This is a genomic window from Chitinophaga polysaccharea, from assembly GCF_902150045.1.
Classification (GTDB): domain Bacteria; phylum Bacteroidota; class Bacteroidia; order Chitinophagales; family Chitinophagaceae; genus Chitinophaga; species Chitinophaga polysaccharea_A.
Genome location: NZ_CABFVU010000004.1, coordinates 343,591 through 362,901 on the forward strand (window position 1 = coordinate 343,591; position 19,311 = coordinate 362,901).

Here is a 19,311-nt window from a genome sequence, read left to right on the forward strand (position 1 = left end):
CTAAAAACATACTAACTAGTATGTTTTTGATTTATCTTTGCCGCATACTGATAAAAATTCAAAAGCATGGATACAAATATTCATCCAGGGGAAACATCCGCATGGCTGGGAACCCTGTGCTCACAGGTATTGCACCGGTTCTCATAATAATTATACTACTGGTATATAAGCCGTACCGGCATTTACTACAGGCTCGCTTATCATCAGCCGGATGTGCTGTATGCAATCCGGTCTTTGCCTCCTGGTTTTTCTCCAGGCCCTGCTATTTAATGTTTTTAAAAAAACGGTAAAGCCGTCATTAACATGTATCAATCACTTACATTCCTGCATTCCCTGTTCCGGTGGCTGGTGCTTATCAGCCTGATCTATGCGGTGTTCAGAGCAGGTAAAGGGTATTTCACCCGGGCAACATTTTCAAAAGCAGATAACCTGACCCGTCACTGGACGGCCACCATTGCACATATTCAGCTGTTCATTGGTATTACGTTCTACTTTCATAGTCCCGTTATCAGGTATTTTCTGAACAACTTCAGTACCGCCAGAAAATCATCTGATATGTTATTCTTTGGTATGATCCATAGCACGCTGATGCTTTTTTCCATAGTACTTATTACCATTGGCTCAGCACTGGCAAAGCGAAAGCCAACAGACAACGGGAAATTCAAAACAATGCTGGTATGGTATGCCATTGCGCTGATCATTATTTTCATAGTTATTCCCTGGCCGTTTTCACCCTTTGCCAACAGGCCTTATTTCAGATAAACGCACTTCGTTCTGTTAAATAATTTATATGAGAAATTTAATCATAGCCGGAAGCGTATTGCTTGTTATCTACATGAGTTACCGGGTTTACAGGTACAGCGCACTGGACAATGGCCTTGATAAACTTGTTAAAGAAGGCGCTGTTATCCTGGATGTAAGAACGCCGCAGGAATTTGAAACGGGGCATATTAAAGGGTCCATAAATATTTCTCTGGGTACTATCCGGGAAAGATATGTGGAGCTTGATGCCTCGAAAACCTATATCACCGTTTGCTCGCATGGGCTCAGAAGTGTGAAGGCGGAGAGTATCCTGAAAGAAAGAGGCTTTAAGCATGTGTATAATGGCGGCGCCTGGAGCGATCTGCAGAAGACGCTGTCGGCGGCCTTAAAATAAAAGACGCCTCATTGTTGAATGAGACGTCTTCTTATAATTAGCGACAGATTAAAATTTCACTGCAACACTGCCGCTGAAATTACGCGGCATTTGTGGAATGGTAGTGCTCCATCCCACCCAATAATCCTGGTTGCTGATATTATTAATCTTGAAAGCCACTGCAAACCGTGGCTTGTCGTAAGAGAGTGCGGCATTTAATACGGTATATGCAGGCAACGCATACTCACCGGCAGTACTCAGGATCACTTTATTGTCCGACGCATAATTTCCGCCCAGGCCCAGTCCAACTCCTTTTAATGCACCACTATGCAGACGGTAACTGAGCCATGTATTCACGGTATGCGCAGGACCTGCACTTACAGGGCGTAAGCCATCCATAGCAGGATTGCTCTTTTGTATTTTGCTGTCGTTATACGCATAGCCGGCTACAATGTTGAAGCCTCTAAATGGAGTAGCTGTTATCTCTGCTTCCATCCCCCTGCTGTACTGGGTGCCGTTTTGTACAGTATAAGTGGGGCGTTCCGGAACATCCATACGGGTAATATCGCTTACATTGATACGGTAGTAGCTGATACTTCCGTTCAGGTTGCCATCGAGCAGGGTGGCCTTAACGCCGCCTTCCCATTGGTTCGCCTGACTGGGTTTGAAACTGCTGAAAGTGCCATCGGGCTGCAGTACAGGTGCAATATTCTGGAACCCGTTCATATAGTTGGCAAACAGGGAAAGTTGATCCTTTATTACCTGGTACACCAGCCCGAACTTCGGCGATACCGCTGTTTGTGCATATTTGCCGGTAGTTGTGTCGCGGGTGATATTTTGGGTGCCGTGGTTATCAAATCGGTCAACGCGCACAGCAACCATTGCCAGGAAGCGATCTGTGATGTTCAATACATCCTGCACATACACGCTGTAGATGTTTTGCCGGGCTACTGATTTGGTATAGGTCATTTCTTTAAAGCGGTCCAGTAATGCCAGGCGGGTTAGCCTGGTGTATGCCGCGCCGGGCTTCACAGCACTGATCACATCAAATGCAAGTGTGGGAGAGCCGCTGGATCTGGTAGTTGCGCTGTAGATGTCAATACCGGCTACCAAACGGTTCCGCATACGACCAATACTAAAATCGCCGTTAAAATTCTGCTGGAAATCAATAGCATTGGCATTGTTGTATTCCGTTTGGCTCATATTACGGATCAATGAATCGTTGCCAGGCTTCATGCTCAGGTACCCGCTTAAACCATTAGCAGTGGAGCTGAGGTAAGTAAAATTGGTATGGCTGCTCCATTGTGAGGAAAGCTGCCTGTCCAGTGTAAGATAAAGGTTGGCGGCTGTGTTGGCAGTGGTGATATCATCGCCGCTGAAGCGTTTGCGGAAGTCCAGCTGAAGGTCCTTCGGACTGCGTACACCTGTGGCATAAGAGCCGTCTGCGAACATGCGATAGAAACTGTTGCCTTTTTCATTGCGGTATTCTGCATCTACTGTTAGCGTAGTTTTATCATCCATTTTATAGGTAAGCACAGGCGCCAGGAAAACATAGTTCTTAAAGCCTGCATCCTGGAAACTGGCTTCATTATGTTTGGCGGCATTTACACGTAACAGCAGCGTTTTTTCCCTGTTAAGCGGAGTGTTTACATCAGTGGTAAAGCGGCTGAGCCCATAGCTGCCGGCGGTATATCCTACTTCGCCTTTGAAATAATCGAATGGTTTTTTGGTAACCCGGTTAAATAGCCCGCCAAAGGAAACAAAGCTGCTGCCATACAATGTGCCGGACGGCCCTTTAATGGCTTCCAGTGTTTCGATGTTTGAAGGATCAATAGTGCCGCCGCCAATATTACCAGGTACGCCGTTGCGGAGAAAAGATTGTGTGGAGAATCCCCTGGAGGTAACGGTACCGCCTGCGCTGTTGTTCTCCAGCTGCATCACTACACCAGGTACATTCTTAATTGCATCTGCATAACTTACCACCACCTGTTCCTGTAGTAATTCTTTGGTAACGGCAGTATATACCTGCGGGTTTTCTATGTTCTTCAATGGCATCTTTGCTACATATTCACTGCTAACCGGTGTAAGCCGGTGTTTATTGGCCGTGATAGTAACAGATTGTAAGGCTTTTACAGGAATACTGAGCGTAATGACAACATACGCCGGCTGTTCTTTTTCCACTGTTACTTCCCGGGTTACCGGCTGATAGCCTGTGAGGGATATTTCCAGTTCATAACGGCCTGCCTCCATATTGCGGAAAATGAAATTGCCGGCTTCATTGGTAGTGGCGCTGCGCCGGGTGTTTTTCAGAACTACGGCTACAGCAGCAGGCTGGCCGTCAGAGGTGGTTACCTTCCCTGTTATGTTTGCTTTATCCTGGGCATAAAGCCATGCCCCCTGCAGCAGAATGTATAATAGCAATAGTAAATGTTTGTGCATATTTTATGGTTGGATTACGGCGATCAAAGTTATGAGGCCCGCATACTACTGGTTTTCACGATCAGGAAATTCATTTACGCAATCGGGAAATATTGCCGGGCCATGCTTAGGGAGGGACCCCGATATTGAGAGGGCCTATCAAACAATGCCGGATGAAACTACTAACGGTATCAGGGCTATTTTTACAAGACGTTTGTAACTCTCTCCAAAACATATAAATTCACAAAAAGTAACCAGGTATGAATCAAAAGGAAAGAATGCTGGCCGGCCTGCCTTACAAAGCTTGGATGGATGGACTGGCGGAAGAACAGCTTGAAAATAAAAAGAGGATCTACCAGTACAACCTTTGTCCGCCGGATGAAACGGAAAAAATAGAACAGTATATAAGAAACATTCTTGGCAAAGCCGGTAAGAATGTATTGATACTGGCGCCATTTCATTGCGATTATGGCAAACACATCGAAGTAGGAGATAACTTCATGGCCAACTATAACTGCATTATCCTGGATGTGGGAAAAGTACGTATTGGCGATAACGTTATGTTTGGCCCCAACGTTTCATTGTTCACCGCCGGGCATCCTATCCATCCCGACTCACGGAACTCCGGCTATGAATACGGGATCGGTATCACTATTGGCAACAACGTCTGGATTGGAGGGAACACCGTTGTAAATCCTGGTGTTAACATTGGCGATAACGCGGTGATAGGCGCTGGCAGCGTGGTAACCAGGGATATTCCTGCCAACGTGGTGGCTGTAGGGAACCCCTGCCGGGTACTGCGCCCCATCAGGGAGGAGGACAAACATTTCTATTATAAAGACAAGAAATTTGATGTGCAGGATTACTGATAAAAAACTGCCGGGCCCGGATTATGAAACGAGGGCCCGGCAGCAGCAACTTATTTCGTAATAATTTCTATATTCCCTCCCTGTTTAAACAGGTCGTGCGGCACAAAGTACCCTTTGTTTTCTTTGCCGTTTACTTTGATGGCAGTTAAGTTCCGGCCTTTACCCGGTTTGGATATAGTGAGCAGCTTGCCGTTGCTGGTTCTCCATTTCACTTCATCAAACAACGGAACAGTAACCAGGTATTCAGGATCGGTAGCGGAAAAAGTATACAGCCCCAGTGCATTGAATACATACCACGACGACATTTCCCCTGCATCGTCCATACCGCAAAGGGCCAGGCCATTATCACCGATGCCGTATAATGTATTTAAGATAGTGTCGATGATCTTTTGTGATTTTTCAGGCTTGCCGATAAAATAATAGGCGAAAGGCGCTTCATGATCGGGCTGATTCCCATGGCAGTACTGGCCTATCATCGTTTCCACATTCCTGGCAATATAGCTGGGGTTCCAGGGAACGGTGAACAGGGAATCCAGTTTTGATTCGAAGCCCCGGGGGCCGCCATACAACGCTATGAGGCCCGGCATATCATGTGGTGCAAAAAAGGATACCTGCCACGCATTGGCCTCGCGGTACATGTACTCATAATAGGGATACTGTGGATTAAAGGGCTGAATCCAATCTCCGTTCTCCAGTTTTCCCCTCATAAACCTGGTAGATGGATCAAACATGTTCTTATAATTCTTCGATCTCGCCATCAGCATGCGGTAATTAGCCGTATCCCCCAGTTTTTTTGCGATCTGTGCAACGGAGTAATCGTCGTAGGAATATTCCAGCGTTTTAGATACGCCGGCCCTGCCTTTCGTTTCTACGTGGGGGTTAGTCACGTCCGGATCGCTGATAAACCCCTTCTCCATATATTCTTTGATAAATGGCCTTGCACCCCCTTCTACAGTGGCGTTTTTCAGCAATATCCTGTAGGTGCCTTTTATATCGAAATCATCAATGCCCCTCAGGTAAGCCCCTGCAATAGAGGAGGAACCATGATCCCCATGGAAGAAAGTGGGAATAAAACCGGTTTTATCTCCCACATCTTTCATCGATTTAATAACATCCAGTGTTACCTGCGGCGATATAAGCCCCAACAGCACATCCTTATTGCGGTAGGTATCCCATAAAGACGGCTCGGTGTAATAATTGAAATCAGCTTTTACCACGTTCCGTTTGGCGTCTGTATACTGGCCGTTTACATCGCTGCGAAGCGCGGGCCACAGGAAGGAGCGGTAAAGACAGGAATAGAACATCTCTTTTTGCTTACTGGTGCCGCCTTTTACCTGGATGGATGACAACAGCTTTTCCCATTGCTGTGTAGCCGCTTTACGGATATCATTGAAAGACCTGTTGCCGATTTCTTTTTCCAGGTTTTCCCTGGCGTTTTCAGCGCTTACGAACGATATGCCTATTTTCAGTTCTACCGGTCCTTTACTGCCATTGGCTATGTGCACCAGCGCAAAGCCATCGCTTTTTCCCTCATTTTTCTTTTCCAGTTTTTCAATACCGGCGCTAAGCACCGCGTAGAAGTAGATCCTGCCGCCGGCCTGCTGGTAGCCCTGCACCGCTGAATTGCCCACCTGCTCAATGCTCCAGCCGTTTACTCTGTTATTGGCCTTTGCCAGGTCGAAAAGGATCTGGCGACTCTCGTTATTTTTATATTCATATTGATGATACCCGCACCTTAATGTGGAGGTAAGGTTTACATTCACATTATAATCATCCAGGTACACCTGGTAGAAGCCGGGCGCTGCGCTTTCTTTTTTATGGGAGAAGCGGGAACCGAATTTTCCCCCCGGGTTTGAAACCGGCAGCACAGGAATATTACACAGGTTCCAATGCCCCTTATTTGTATGTGTGAAGCCGTAGATCACGGAGTCTTCATACTCATAACCGGCCCCGGAGCCATATTCTGTCATAGGGCTTAACTGCACCATGGCATTGGGCAGCGAGCTTCCGGGAAAGGTAAGCCCAGCCCATGATCTCCAGCCCTGCGGTAACTCGTAGCCGAGTATTTTAGGATCCGTCATTGGCGCCGTGCCTATAAAGGTGTTCACATATTTCGTATAGGTTTGACTGTTACCCGCAAGGGAAGTGAACAGTATCATCAATAACGTGGCTAAAGTTTGTTTTCTCATTCCAGTGTAATTTATATTATTGCGGTATTTCATCCGTGTACCTGATGTCAAAAAAGGAGAATGCGGCATTTTCACCGGGCATGCCCTGGAAGTTCAATCCCGGGCGTGGACTACGGTCCCACGGTGGAAGGAAATTAACGGGGAAGGCTTTTTTACCCGGGGTAAGCTCTTCCCATCCGCCCTGTTGCTTCCAGTATACCCTGCAGGTGAAGTCTGGCAGCATTACCATTTTCAGGTATACAGGAACATTGGCAGCAGGAATTTTCTGTTTGCCGGGTACACTCCTTTTGCCGTCTTTTATTACCCAGAACTCAACAGTATCATTGCGAACAGCAATACCGGCGGCGGCAGATACATCTCCATAAATAACCAGTCCTTTGCCGGCCTTGTTATTGTTCGTTACCGCTGTACTGATTTCATAGGCCGCTGCATAAGGACGGAGGGTAAGCGCTATCCCGGCAGGATGATCACTGTTGTATGTCCCGGATAATTGCAGCGCCCCATCCTTTTGCCGGAATACGGGCCTCATATTCCTGAAATCCCATTGCCAGAAAATTTCCCCGGTAGTCCTGGAAAAGTCGTAATGGAGATGAATATTTTCTTTGTTGCTACCGCTAACAGGAACAGGGCGCAGTTCCGGCCACTGGTCTGGTTTCCACGACAATGACGCAATCAGCGCCTCCCTGCCGGTGAATACATTGCTGGCTTTGTTATAAGCATGATAAATATAAAAATCGTTACCGGTCTTGTCTTGTACGAAAGTGCCATGTCCAGGGCATTTCCAGCTGCCGTTATCGGTGAGCACAGGATTATCGGCGCCCTCTTCCAGGTATGGGCCGGTGATGTTTTTTGCCCTCGCTACCCGTACCTGGTAACTGCAGGATACGCCACAGCAGTTACCCGCAGAATAGAAGAGATAATAATAACCATCCTTTTTTAAGATGCTTTGCCCTTCCATGCCGTTGCGGGCATCATCTTTCAGCAAAGTGAAAGGTTGGCCTTCAAGTGAAAGCCCGTCATTGGAAAGTTTGCTGCCCAGTATTTCAATAGGCCGGTTATCGAGGCCATAGGCTTTCCAGCTAATGTACAATTGCCCGTTGTTGTTAAACACAAAGGCGTCGATAGCTTCCTTGCCATGTGCTATGATGATGCCATGATCTTTGAAGCCGTGATCCGGATAAGAAGAGGTGGCTACGCCTATACAGGAAACGCCGTCCGATTTCCTTTTCGCGGTATAATAAACGTAGTAGGTATTATTATGAAAGAAATATTCAGGCGCCCAGAAGGAGGCGGTAGTCCAGGAGGGCGCTTTATCAAACAAGAATCCTGTTTGTTGCCATTGTTGCAGGTTATTCGACCGGAAGATGGGAAAATGAGGCCCCCATTCGCTGGAAGTGCCTATGGCATAGTAGCTGGTTCCCTTCCTGATAATGGAGGGATCTGCAAAGTCGCCGGGAATATTGGCCCGCACCTGCTGGGCTATGGAAGGTTGAATACCTGACAGAAAAGCGAATAAGGCCAGTGCCGGAAGTTTACATCTCATCTTTATCTCATTTATGGAATAGCCGGCTAGCATAGACGGGAAACCGGTGGGAGCAAAAATAGAAGGTTAAGCGGATGTTTTTTCGATAAAACATCTCATTCCTTCATTGTAAAGTCTCATTGTGTGGTGTGAGCCGGACCGACTCACTGGGAGCAGACGTATTTTATTTTTAACATCTCCTTCAGGATTATCCTTTTAAACCCCGAACCACAAATTATCTTATTTTATTATTTTTGCCGGGAATCAGTTTTCTTAACCCTGGTTGCTGACACGCTATGTTCCCATTTTGGAGTGACTATTATTATCTTGTTATTATACTGCAGGTTGTATGTGTTGTACATGTTCTCAGATCGGGCAGGAGTAGGGAGTGGTTATTTTTTATCCTGTTTATACCTGTAATAGGGATAGTGGTATATTTTATCCGGGAAATTCTGCCGGGTATAACCAGCGGTAATACAGGCGAAAGCCTGATGCGCTTCCTGTCGCCCAACGGGCGGATCAGGGAATGGGAAAAACGGGTGCGTATATCCGATACCGTTGCCAACAAAATGCAGCTGGCAGATGCCTATGCCCAGCAAAAGCAATACGATAAAGCCATTGGGCTCACCCTGGAATGCGCCAACAGCTTCACCAAGGATCCCGGTATTATTTTACAGCTGGCGCGGTGGCAGTTCCTGAACGGGCAGTATGCGGCCAGTATTGTAAGTTTCGATAAGCTGAATACATTCAAGGGCGTGCGGATGAGTAAGGCAGATGATGAACTGATGTATGCCCGCGCGCTGGAAGGAACAATGGAAACAGCCAGGGCGGAAGAAGAATACCAGAGAATAATCCGCGTGCACCATTCACTGGAGGCGATGTATTATTACGGGTTGCTGCTAAAGAAACAGGGCCGGAAAAGTGAAGCGCGGGCTCAGTTTGAAAAAACAGGGCAGGAACTCGACCTGCATCCGCGCTATGTACGGCGAACTATCCGCAAATGGGTATGGTTATCAAAAAAAGAACTGGCTACGCTGTAGATATGGCCGGCTATTGCTGGCTGCTTAGCCCCTGTAGGATCAGGAAAGTTGGTTACATTATAAAGAAAAGGCCCCGGTTGATACCGGAGCCTTTGTCTTAACGCTATAAATTACGGCCCTTTTTGGAGAGGGCGCCTTAAACACAAATCAGCTTTAAAGCACGTAGTAAGAGGGTGTAGGCACCTGCTCTGCCTGCGTGATTTCGATCTCCTGCTCGTGCAACATTTGCCGGAGGTCTTTTTCAATATTCCTGGCAATAGTTGTTACCGGTGTATCTGTAGGTTTATTTTCAAACGGGTCCTGCAGATTGATCGCCATTTTTTCAATCAGCAGGAAAGAGGAGGCAATGGCTACCACTAGTGGTATTTCCATAAAGCCCAGCACATCTATTAAGGCAAACGGCAATAACAGTATAAAGAAGATCACGGTAAAGTGTGTATAAAGACTGTAAGTGGCCGGGAACACGGTATTTTTAATACGTTCGCATTTTCCCATGGAGTCACAGAGCTTTGTAATGGTCTGGTCCAGGGCAATTTGCTGGTACTGATTGATCCATCCCTGCTCCATAGCATATTTCAGGTCTTTTCCATGTAAAAACAACAGGGCAGCCGGTACGTTGTCATATCTCATCACATAGTTTAATTCCCTTCTTGATAATAATCTGTCTACACCTTTGAGCGGATCTGTCTTACGTAACGATTGTCCCAGGCTATGGCACCATGCTGCCTGTCGCTTTACAAAACGCTCCTGGAAAAGAGTGAGGTCTTCCGACTGATAAGTAGCATCCATCAAGCTTAGAACCTGTCTTGTCAGTGAGCGTGAATCATTTACAATGGCCCCCCAGATGGTCCTGGCTTCCCACCACCGGTCGTAGGCCTGGTTCGATCTGAATGCGAGCAATAGCGATAATACCGTTCCCAGCACCATGGGTACCGCTATCGGGATCGCCATGTTGGTGAAATCGTATTGGTAATAAAGTATATTGATGGCCAGTGAGTAGATGGTCACCAGCAGGATCTCTACCTTAATTTTACCAAAAACATATTTTAAAGGGATATTATTCTTGAGTAACATAACCTTTCTTTTATTCTGTTGGCAGCAATAGCGCTGAGATGGTAGACCTGTCTACCACGTATTTCCTTCTCTGGAGCTGGATCTTCATCTTTGGATAGTTACATTTGCTGATCAGTTTTTCCGGATTATAGCTTCTTTTTGAAGGCGCGTTAAATTCATGATCAACAGGCTGGATGATCAGGTCAATATTTTGTGCCAGCAGGAAATTGCGTAATGCTGCACGGGTATTGCCATGAAAGAATTCAATCTTCAGCTGGTTAATGGAAGAAGAATATTTGTTACGGATAATTTCGCAGCCATCCTGGAAGTCGGACGAAATGAGCTCTATATGCCTGCTGTTACGGGTGTATGTCATCAGGTCAAATAAAGAGTCTGGCATTTCCAGCGCGTGCATTAATATAATGTTAACCTGCTCGCCTGGGTGCTGTGCTACAATGTTGTGAACATAACTGAGTGAGCGGATGGAGAAGTCTGTTGGTATGAGTATATTTTTCATATCTGGTAGCTTTTATAACAACAAAATTATTGTTGTGAAATAAGTAACCAGTAAGAGCAGCGTTAAAAGGTAGTAAGAATGTGGTAAGAATTTGGTAAGAAAGCGATCCCTACAGTGGAAGCTCCACCCTGATCTCGGTTCCCTGGTTTACCTGGCTGTTTACAATGATGTCTCCCTTGTGCATACGGATAATATTCATGGCCAGTGGAAGCCCGATCCCGTATCCTTTATAGCGGCCGGTATTGGAAGCGCGGAAGAATGGGGAGAAGATGTAGGGCAGATCTTCCGGTGGAATACCGATGCCCTGGTCTTTTACGATAATAATATTTTTCTTTTCTGTAGCGGCGAGCGCAATGGATACAGGTTCATTGTTGGAATATTTCACTGCATTCATTACTATGTTGCTGAGGGCAAGTTCCAGCAGCTGTTCGTTGCCCGGTATCACCAGTTTTTCTTCTTCTTCAGGAAAAAGGCTGTAGTCGATTTCTACTTTATTACCGGGATGCAGTTTATCGATGGTATTTTTTACCGTGAATAAGAGCTCATCGCTGCGGATCTGTCCCCATTCCTGTTTTTTACCGTCGAAACCGGTTTGCGCCAGGTGCAGCAGGCTTTTGGTGATATGTTCCAGCCGCCCGGCTTCATGCAGTATATTTTGCAGGGAGTAGATATATTTTTCCTGGGTGCGTTCTTTATTAAGCGCCAGTTCTGCTTCACCAATAATAGCGGTAAGCGGTGTGCTCAGTTCATGCGAAGCATTGCTTACGAAGTTGTTCTGCGTTTCAAAGGCAGTTTCCAGGCGGTCCAGCATATTATTGAAGGTGCTCGCCAGGTCATTGATCTCATCGCCGCTTTCTTCTACGTTTAGCCGCAGGTGCAGGTTGCGGGAGCTGATGCTTTTTACCTGCACCATCATTTGCCGGATAGGTTTTAAAATATATTTGGAGAAGAAGATACCGGCGCCCACCAGGATCACGCTGGAGGCCACAGAGCATATAAGGAGGATTTTCCGGAGCCAGCTGAGGTACTCTACATTGTATTTATTGATGGCAGATACAATAACGATATACAGACCCTGCTTGCTTTTATACAGTACGCCTTCGTAGAAACGGTCGCCTTCGCGGTGAGTGGCCTTGCTTTCATTGAGCACCTGTTGATAAAAAGAAGGAGGGAGCGTTAATTGTTCATCCTTATGTATAGTGCCGTCGGCAGCTACCTGGAGAAAGTATTCCCTTTCAGCAGGCAGTTTTTCCAGGTGCTCTTCCCGGATCTCGTTATAGATGATGGAATCGGATTCATAATAGGGAAGAGTAGCTTTTGCAGTAAGATAGGCACGTATTTCCAGCCGTTTGTAAAAGTCCTCGAAAGAGTGCTGGTTGGTGAAATAATACACCAGCCCACTCATCATGAGGATCGTGGAAATGGTTAACCCCGCGAACAACAGCAATATCTTAGTGCGTATCTTCATCAGCTTTGTTTTCCCTGATCATGTAACCCAGTCCCACCACGGTATGTATCAGTTCTGCCGGGTTATATTTATTGATCTTTTTCCGGAGATAGTTGATATAAACGTCTACCACTTTGGTGTTCATATTGAATTCGATGCCCCATACCTGCTCCAGTATTTCCAGTCGCGACAGCACCTTCCTCGGGTTTTTCAGTAAATATTCCAGCAACCTGTACTCTGTGGCGGTGAGCTGGATATTTTTCCCGTTCCTGCTGGCGGATTTGGTATCTGTATCCAGTTCCAGGTCGGCCATACTGAGTATGGAAGCCGGGGTAACGGGAACGGGCATATCTGTATTGTTTTTTCTCCGCATAAGGCTGCGGATGCGGGCTTCCAGTTCCTGCAGCTTAAACGGCTTCACGAGGTAGTCGTCGGCGCCGCTGTCGAGGCCCATTACTATATTTTCTGTTGTTCCCAATGCGGTAAGCATCAATATAGGCACTTCCAGCTGCGCTTTGCGGATGGAGCGGCATACTTCTATCCCGTTCATGCCGGGCAGCATTACATCGAGTATGATCAACCGGAATGATGGGTTATTAAGGGCCATCTGCAGCCCGCTGTTGCCATCAGGAGCCACGCTCACTTCGTAGCCTGCCTCTGAAAGGCCGCGGGTAATAACAGATACTACAGCAGGTTCATCTTCTATCAGTAATAGTTTCATGAACAACAAATATAATCCTATTCAAGGTGGCTTACACAATTAAACAGCTCACATTTCCAGTTTTCATCGGAAAACTGAAGCCTCGTAAAAGAAGTATTTTTCATGGCGGGAGTAGGATGCATTTGCGGAAGAAGGGCGTCCAGCATCTGGCGGATAAAACTGCCATGACTTACCAGCAGGATCTTTTTGCCGCTGTTTTCAGAAAGAAGGTCCTGCATAAAGGAGAGCCCTCTTGCTACTACGGCTTCATTGCTTTCCATGCCAAGGTCCATCAGTTTCCAGCTGGAGCCCCAGCGGAGAAGACGCTCTTCTTCCGTAGTGCCTTCAATGAGTCCGCCGCCGGCTTCCCCGATGCGGCTGTCTTCAATGACGCTTTCTATATTGAGCTCCTGTGCAATGATAGCGGCAGTTTGCCTGGCGCGGAGCAGGTGGCTGGAGTAAATAAGGTCCCAGGTTTCGCCGCTGAGCCGCTGCCCCAGTTTAAGGGCCTGCGTAATGCCTTCCTCATCCAGTGGGATGTCTGAATGCCCCTGCAGTTTGCCGGCTTTATTCCAGGAGGTGGTACCATGACGGATAATAGCGATCTGGGTCATATTGGGTCTTTTAATCTTTCCGGGGAACAAATATATATAAAAGGGAGCGGGGTTAATAGTTAAAAATTCCCGGGCGTATTCACCACATTTATACCTGTTTACAAGTAATCAGTACCTTTGTTATTATGGAAATGAATATTGATCCCAACGAAGAAAAGCCAGTTGAGAAAGAAAGCGAAATAAAACCGGAACCCGTTATCCATGATGGTTCAGGAGGCGCATTTGAAGGCACGGAAATGGTCACAGAGGAAAGGGAAGAACAACCCCGTCCGAAAGGCCCCACTCCATATTGAACGGAGGGTAGCCGTTGCCGTATTAAATCCTTAAATTAGGCGTATCAAAAAGTCATGCTTATGTTATCCTTCGAAAAAATCAGCGAATTACTGGGCAAAGAAAGCGATACCCTGCTGCAACATGAATGCAAAACCATCAGCAAAGACCTGCTGCATCTGCCGGGGCCGGATACGGTGAACAGCATTTACCGGGCTTCCGGCCGTAATCCGCAGGTGCTGCGCAGTTTGGGCCAGCTGTTTGGCCATGGCCGGCTGGGGGGCACCGGTTATATGTCTATACTCCCGGTAGACCAGGGCGTGGAGCACAGTGCAGGGGCGTCTTTTGCTAAATATCCCGCTTATTTCGATCCGGAAAATATCGTGAAGCTGGCCATAGAAGGCGGTTGCAATGCAGTAGCCTCCACTTTTGGCGTGTTGTCGGCTGTAGCGCGCAGCTATGCACACCGCATTCCTTTTATTGTAAAGATCAATCATAACGAACTGCTTACTTATCCTAACCGGGCTGACCAGGTGATGTATGGCACCGTGGAAGAAGCCTGGAACCTGGGCGCGGTGGCAGTGGGCGCCACTATTTATTTTGGCTCCGATCAGTCGGACCGGCAGATCGTGGAAGTATCCCGCGCTTTTGCAAGAGCGCATGAACTGGGAATGGCCACTATTCTCTGGTGTTACCTGCGTAATGATGCTTTTAAGAAAGATGTGGATTACCACCTCGCCGCAGATCTTACCGGGCAGGCTAACCACCTGGGGGTAACCATACAGGCAGATATTATCAAACAGAAACTGCCGGCGGTAAATGGCGGCTACAAAGCGCTGAATACCGGCTCTTCTTCCTATGGTAAACTGGATGAGCGCATTTATACCACGCTTACTTCAGATAACCCGATTGACCTGTGCCGGTACCAGGTGGCTAACTGTTATATGGGACGTATGGGGCTCATTAATTCAGGCGGCGCTTCCGAAGGAGAGGCAGATCTGGCAGAAGCCGTACGCACCGCTGTGATCAATAAAAGGGCCGGTGGTATGGGACTGATCTCGGGGCGTAAAGCCTTCCAGCGCCCTATGGCGGAAGGAGCAGCGCTGCTGAACGCCATCCAGGATGTATACCTGAATGAACAGATAACGATCGCTTAACTACAGGAGGAGTGGAGGGAAATGCCCTCCGCTCATCTTACCTGGCCATTGCCACGCACAAACCATTTTTCCGTTACCAGTTTTTCAAGAGCAAAAGGCCCCCGCGCATGAAGTTTCTGCGTGGAGATCCCTATTTCCGCGCCCAGGCCAAACACGCCGCCGTCTGTAAACCGCGTAGAGGCGTTCACGTATACGGCTGCGGCATCCACTTCGTTGAGAAAACGTTCGCTGAGGGCATTGTTACGGGAAACGATCGCTTCAGAGTGACGGGAAGAATATTGCTGGATATGCGCCAGCGCCGCATCGATGCCGGGCACCACTTTAACGGAACATTTCAGCGAAAGGAATTCCCTTCCGAAATCTTCCGGCTGTGCCGCAAAAAGATGCGGGTAATTATTTTTCTGCAGGATGCTGAAGGCTAACGGGTCCGCATATACGTCTACTCCGTAGTGCTGCAACTGTGGCCCCAGCAGGGCCAGGAAATCGGCAGCCACTGCTTCGTCTACCAGCACCGTGTCCAGCGAATTGCATACCGACGGGCGGGATACTTTTGCATTGGTAACAATAGCGGCCGCCTGCGGCAGATCGGCGGATTTTTCCACGTAAGTATGACATACTCCTGCACCGGTTTCAATGACCGGTACCCTGGAGTTGGTACGCACAAACTCTATCAGCTGTTCAGAGCCACGGGGAATGATAATATCAATATATTTTACGGCAGTGAGCATTTCCATTACCAGGCTGCGGTCTGCAGGCAGCAGCTGCACGGCATGTTCATCTACTTCAAACTGTTTTAATACTTCCTGTATCAGCGATACAAGTATGGTATTGGTATAAAAAGCATCGCTACCGCCGCGCAGCACGCATACGTTGCCGGAGCGGATACAGAGCGCTGCTACATCCACCGTTACGTTGGGTCTTGATTCATAGATCACGCCCACCACGCCGAGAGGTACGGTTTTCTTTTGTACCAGCAGGCCATTGTCCAGCGTTCTTTCCAGTACCAGTACATTCGCCGGATCCGGCAGGCCGGCAATATCTTCCAGGCTGGAGGCCAGGTCGCGGATCCGCGCTGCGTTGAGCAGCAACCGGTCCTTTTTGGGATCATCGTCTGCCATGCGGTCCAGGTCTTTTTTATTCTCCGCCATAATATCTTCCGAGCGGATCAGGATCACGGACGCCAGTTTGCGCAGCAATGCCTGCTTCTGTACATCAGGGAGCGTACGGATGGAAACGCCGGACAGCTGTGCTTTTTCCAGTAAAGGTTGTATAGTTTGCATGGTTGTTTTTCTTTATAACAGCACAATATCATCGGCATGGGCCACTTCAATATTCTGCGCTTTAGGCTGGGTATCGAGCAGGTCTGAAGCAATTTTTGCCCGGCCTACTGCAATGGCAACATTTTCTTCATTTACAATTTCAATCACTTCCCCGCATTCAAATTTCTCCAGCACGGCTTGCACACCTACCGCAAGCAGGCTATGGCGTTTTTCCAGTGCCTGTTGCGCGCCTGCATCCACCTGTATCCTGCCGGTAACCAGGCTGCCGCTGGCCAGCCACTTTTTCCGGGCCGGCATGCTGCAGGGCTGTGGCAGGCACAAGGTGCCTGTTTTGCCCGCAATGGCATTGAGTATCCCGTCTTCAGTGCGAATGCCGAAAATAACCACCCTGATGCCCATCCTGGTAGCCAGGCGGGCAAAGGTGAGCTTTGATACCATGCCGCCTAAACCGAGGGCGGATTTTTCTTTATCGGCCAGTCCAAGCGCGGCTTTGTCAATCACAGCTATCTGCGGCACTACCTGCCCGGCCCTGTCCAGTACACCGGCAACAGAAGTGCTGAACAGCAGCAATGATGCGCCAAAGCCTACGGCAATGAGTGTGGCCAGTTCATCGTTGTCGGAAAATTTCAGTTCCAGGCTGCTCACCACATCATTTTCATTGGCAATGGGAATGATGTTGCTGGCCCATAACTCTTCATAGGTACGTTTTAGCTGGAGGAACTGGTTCCTGTCGGAAAAATGCTGGCGCTCACAAAGACTTTGCGCTACAGCAATGCTATATGGTGCGAAATAACGGCTGTATTTATTCAGTAGCAGCGGATTACCCACTGCGGCTGCGGCTTTCCGCTCGCTGATGGTGCCGTTGTATTGACGCAGGAACTGCTTCCCTGCGGCCACCGCCCCGGACGATACCAGCACAATATGATAGTCTGCATGTAATTCTGCCACCTGCCGCGCTATACCGGCAATCACGGTCTCGTCGAGGTCACCGTTCTGATGGGTGATCGACGCTGTTCCAAATTTTATAACTAATATCGGTTTGCTCAATTTCTGCGCTATTTGGCGCCTAAAATAATATTAAGGCGGCGAAATTCTAAATGAATAATTTATCCTGGTTGCCGGAAATGCCTTTTATTTGATTTTTGTATTGATTAAACACGCTATATGATAAAGCACGTTGCCATGTTTATAACGGCCACAGTAGCCGCCTCCGTTGTATATCTCCCAATGGCCAGCGGCCAGCAAACACTCCGTCAGCAAATTGCAGGCATCGCCGGAAATATATCAGGAAAAGTTGGGGTATATGCGGAAGTCCTGGAAACAAAGGATACGGTTTCGTTTAACCGCGACGGGCATTTCCCTATGCAGAGCGTATACAAGTTTCCGATCGCTATGGCTATACTTCACCAGGTAGACCGGCGCCAATTCCGCCTCGATCAATCCATTCATGTTGCCAAAAGCGACCTGATACCGCGGAATGGGGCCAGCCTGATCCGGGATCTGCATCCCGAAGGGAACTTTGACATGGCGTTATCGGAGCTGATCAGCCATAATATCCGCGCCAGCGATGGCAGCGCCTGCGATGTGTTGTTACGCTTACTGGGTGGTACTGCCAAAGCAGATGCCTATGTGCACAGCCTCGGTGTGAAACAGATGGTTATCGCCACCACGGAACAAGTGCAGGTGCCCAATGAAATGATCCAGTATAAGAACTGGGCCACGCCTATGGCCATGACGCAGCTGCTGAAAATATTTTACAGGGAACCGGTATTGTCAGACAGCAGCAAAAACTATTTGATGGATCTTATGATCACATCGAAGCCGGGTGCAAAGAGATTGAAAGGATTACTGCCTGCAGGCACAGTGGTAGCGCATAAAACAGGAACCTCCGGTACAAAGAACGGGTTAACCCGCGCCACCAATGATGTTGGTATCATTACCCTGCCAAACGGGCATCATTTGGCCATCACTGTATTTGTGTCTGATTCCAAAGCCAGCGAAGAAGAGCGGGAAGGGGCCATTGCAAAAATTGCGAAAGCGGCGTATGATCACTGGAGTAAATAAAAAGCAGGCAGTTTCATTGTTGAAACTGCCTGCTGAAAATCATTTCATATATTTCTTATACTCGTTTTCAATATCAATTATATCTATTTTATGGAGTTTGTCGCCATCAAATAACCACATTTCCCAATTGTATTTTACATCGCTGAGATTCAATGTGGTGACATCTCCTTTGGCAGAATGAAAACTGATCTTTCCCCCGGCTGGCTCAATGATCTTTACGCCTTTTTCTTCCAGGAAAGCACGTGCATCTGTCATGTAGCTCTGGTAATCTTCATTGATGGTATAAAAGGCTTCTTCCCCGTTGTCTTTTTTTAGATGTTCCAGCTGGATACTGTCGGGCGTATGCAATACAGCGCAGGGATGTGTAATCCGGGTGGCGCTTCCGGCAACGGTTTGCACCGGCGGTGCGGCATCTGTGGAAACTTTTTCCTCAGGTGGTTTACTTTCGTGGCAGGCAGCAAAAGTGAGGAGCGTTACCGGTAAGATAAGGTGCTTTTTCATGGTTTTCATAGCAATAGTTATTTGGCATATCCCTTACACTTTACTGCAGGGCAGGTACATAAAGATAATATAAAATATGTCGGGTCCAACTATGATGATATGTTCATACATGAGTACAAAATGAGGTGGGAAAAAAAATATTCATCGAAATATTTCGATATTTCAAAAATAGTATTACTTTTGTTCTATGGATTTAGCAGTTATAGAAAAAGCAGCAAATGCCATCGCCGACAAACATCGATTATCTATTATAATGGAGGTTGTTAAGAAGGGAAAGCTGGTTTGTGGTGATGTGTGCGGGTTTACGTGTTTATCGCAGCCTACGGTGTCGCACCACGTAAAGATCCTGGTAGACAGCGGAGTGCTGCATTCCATAAAAAATGGAAGATCACTGGAGCTCACGCTCAATAAAGAGATGATGAAACAGTTATCGATGTTCTTTTTACAGTTGAGTTAAATATAGTACAAAGAGGCTGAGGTACTACCGGGCGGGTAACCAACAGCTTTTTTTATACTTTTATATATTGATACTTTT

At 47.5% G+C, this 19,311-nt stretch carries 19 protein-coding genes; 8 read left to right on the forward strand and 11 right to left on the reverse strand.

What is annotated here, in order from left to right; translation table 11 throughout:
* Window positions 1-303 precede the first annotated feature (303 nt).
* On the forward strand, window positions 304-762 hold the full coding sequence (locus FN124_RS26110) for a hypothetical protein (RefSeq protein ID WP_142687733.1): 459 nt from the start codon (window positions 304-306) through the stop codon (window positions 760-762).
* A gap of 28 nt (window positions 763-790) precedes the next feature.
* Window positions 791-1,156, forward strand: coding sequence for a rhodanese-like domain-containing protein (locus FN124_RS26115; protein WP_142687734.1), 366 nt, complete (start codon window positions 791-793; stop codon window positions 1,154-1,156).
* 48 nt (window positions 1,157-1,204) lie between these two features.
* Here FN124_RS26115 and FN124_RS26120 read toward each other — a convergent pair whose 3' ends face one another.
* Window positions 1,205-3,574, reverse strand: coding sequence for a TonB-dependent receptor (locus FN124_RS26120; protein WP_142687735.1), 2,370 nt, complete (start codon window positions 3,572-3,574; stop codon window positions 1,205-1,207).
* 239 nt (window positions 3,575-3,813) lie between these two features.
* On the opposite strand from FN124_RS26120, the gene FN124_RS31685 reads away from it, so the two are divergent.
* The gene (locus tag FN124_RS31685; protein WP_142687736.1) at window positions 3,814-4,422 is read left to right on the forward strand and encodes a sugar O-acetyltransferase; all 609 of its coding nucleotides are present in this window, start codon (window positions 3,814-3,816) and stop codon (window positions 4,420-4,422) included.
* Between the two features lie 50 nt (window positions 4,423-4,472).
* Here the strand turns inward: FN124_RS31685 and FN124_RS26130 are convergent, their stop codons facing one another.
* Both FN124_RS26130 and FN124_RS26135 read right to left on the reverse strand, forming a co-directional pair.
* Entirely contained in the window at window positions 4,473-6,611 is a 2,139-nt protein-coding gene (locus tag FN124_RS26130; protein WP_142687737.1) for a GH92 family glycosyl hydrolase, read from the reverse strand.
* Window positions 6,612-6,627: 16 nt separating this feature from the next.
* Window positions 6,628-8,154, reverse strand: a complete 1,527-nt coding sequence (locus tag FN124_RS26135; RefSeq protein WP_142687738.1) for a glycoside hydrolase family 43 protein — start codon at window positions 8,152-8,154, stop codon at window positions 6,628-6,630.
* A 407-nt stretch (window positions 8,155-8,561) separates the two neighbouring features.
* Between FN124_RS26135 and FN124_RS26140 the strand changes: the two genes are divergently transcribed.
* Window positions 8,562-9,173: a tetratricopeptide repeat protein gene (locus FN124_RS26140; protein ID WP_185937384.1), complete on the forward strand. Its 612-nt coding sequence runs from the start codon at window positions 8,562-8,564 to the stop codon at window positions 9,171-9,173.
* Between the two features lie 153 nt (window positions 9,174-9,326).
* Here the strand turns inward: FN124_RS26140 and FN124_RS26145 are convergent, their stop codons facing one another.
* From FN124_RS26145 to FN124_RS26165, 5 genes are all read right to left on the reverse strand, one after another.
* Window positions 9,327-10,247, reverse strand: a complete 921-nt coding sequence (locus tag FN124_RS26145; protein ID WP_142687740.1) for a bestrophin family protein — start codon at window positions 10,245-10,247, stop codon at window positions 9,327-9,329.
* Window positions 10,248-10,257: 10 nt separating this feature from the next.
* Window positions 10,258-10,743: a hypothetical protein gene (locus tag FN124_RS26150; RefSeq protein ID WP_142687741.1), complete on the reverse strand. Its 486-nt coding sequence runs from the start codon at window positions 10,741-10,743 to the stop codon at window positions 10,258-10,260.
* 109 nt (window positions 10,744-10,852) lie between these two features.
* Window positions 10,853-12,211 carry a HAMP domain-containing sensor histidine kinase gene (locus FN124_RS26155; RefSeq protein WP_142687742.1) on the reverse strand — a complete coding sequence of 453 codons (1,359 nt, stop codon included), beginning with the start codon at window positions 12,209-12,211 and terminating at the stop codon, window positions 10,853-10,855.
* The gene (locus FN124_RS26160) at window positions 12,195-12,911 is read right to left on the reverse strand and encodes a response regulator transcription factor (RefSeq protein ID WP_142687743.1); all 717 of its coding nucleotides are present in this window, start codon (window positions 12,909-12,911) and stop codon (window positions 12,195-12,197) included. The genes FN124_RS26155 and FN124_RS26160 overlap by 17 nt, the downstream gene beginning before the upstream one ends.
* 17 nt (window positions 12,912-12,928) lie before the next feature.
* On the reverse strand, window positions 12,929-13,504 hold the full coding sequence (locus tag FN124_RS26165) for a histidine phosphatase family protein (protein WP_142687744.1): 576 nt from the start codon (window positions 13,502-13,504) through the stop codon (window positions 12,929-12,931).
* Between the two features lie 125 nt (window positions 13,505-13,629).
* Between FN124_RS26165 and FN124_RS31000 the strand changes: the two genes are divergently transcribed.
* Window positions 13,630-13,797 carry a hypothetical protein gene (locus FN124_RS31000; RefSeq protein ID WP_185937385.1) on the forward strand — a complete coding sequence of 56 codons (168 nt, stop codon included), beginning with the start codon at window positions 13,630-13,632 and terminating at the stop codon, window positions 13,795-13,797.
* A gap of 60 nt (window positions 13,798-13,857) precedes the next feature.
* Window positions 13,858-14,931 (forward strand): class I fructose-bisphosphate aldolase, encoded by a 1,074-nt coding sequence (locus FN124_RS26170; RefSeq protein ID WP_221887910.1) that lies wholly within the window; start codon window positions 13,858-13,860, stop codon window positions 14,929-14,931.
* Between the two features lie 32 nt (window positions 14,932-14,963).
* On the opposite strand, the gene FN124_RS26175 is transcribed toward FN124_RS26170, so the two are convergent.
* Both FN124_RS26175 and proB read right to left on the reverse strand, forming a co-directional pair.
* The gene (locus tag FN124_RS26175; RefSeq protein WP_142687746.1) at window positions 14,964-16,211 is read right to left on the reverse strand and encodes a glutamate-5-semialdehyde dehydrogenase; all 1,248 of its coding nucleotides are present in this window, start codon (window positions 16,209-16,211) and stop codon (window positions 14,964-14,966) included.
* Window positions 16,212-16,223: 12 nt separating this feature from the next.
* The gene (proB, locus tag FN124_RS26180; protein ID WP_142687747.1) at window positions 16,224-17,258 is read right to left on the reverse strand and encodes a glutamate 5-kinase; all 1,035 of its coding nucleotides are present in this window, start codon (window positions 17,256-17,258) and stop codon (window positions 16,224-16,226) included.
* Window positions 17,259-17,375: 117 nt separating this feature from the next.
* Between proB and bla the strand changes: the two genes are divergently transcribed.
* Complete coding sequence (gene bla / locus FN124_RS26185) at window positions 17,376-18,275, forward strand: class A beta-lactamase (protein WP_142687748.1); 900 nt, start codon at window positions 17,376-17,378, stop codon at window positions 18,273-18,275.
* Window positions 18,276-18,314: 39 nt separating this feature from the next.
* On the opposite strand, the gene FN124_RS26190 is transcribed toward bla, so the two are convergent.
* Window positions 18,315-18,785, reverse strand: a complete 471-nt coding sequence (locus tag FN124_RS26190; RefSeq protein ID WP_142687749.1) for a hypothetical protein — start codon at window positions 18,783-18,785, stop codon at window positions 18,315-18,317.
* Between the two features lie 178 nt (window positions 18,786-18,963).
* Between FN124_RS26190 and FN124_RS26195 the strand changes: the two genes are divergently transcribed.
* The gene (locus FN124_RS26195) at window positions 18,964-19,233 is read left to right on the forward strand and encodes an ArsR/SmtB family transcription factor (protein WP_142687750.1); all 270 of its coding nucleotides are present in this window, start codon (window positions 18,964-18,966) and stop codon (window positions 19,231-19,233) included.
* Window positions 19,234-19,311 lie beyond the last annotated feature (78 nt).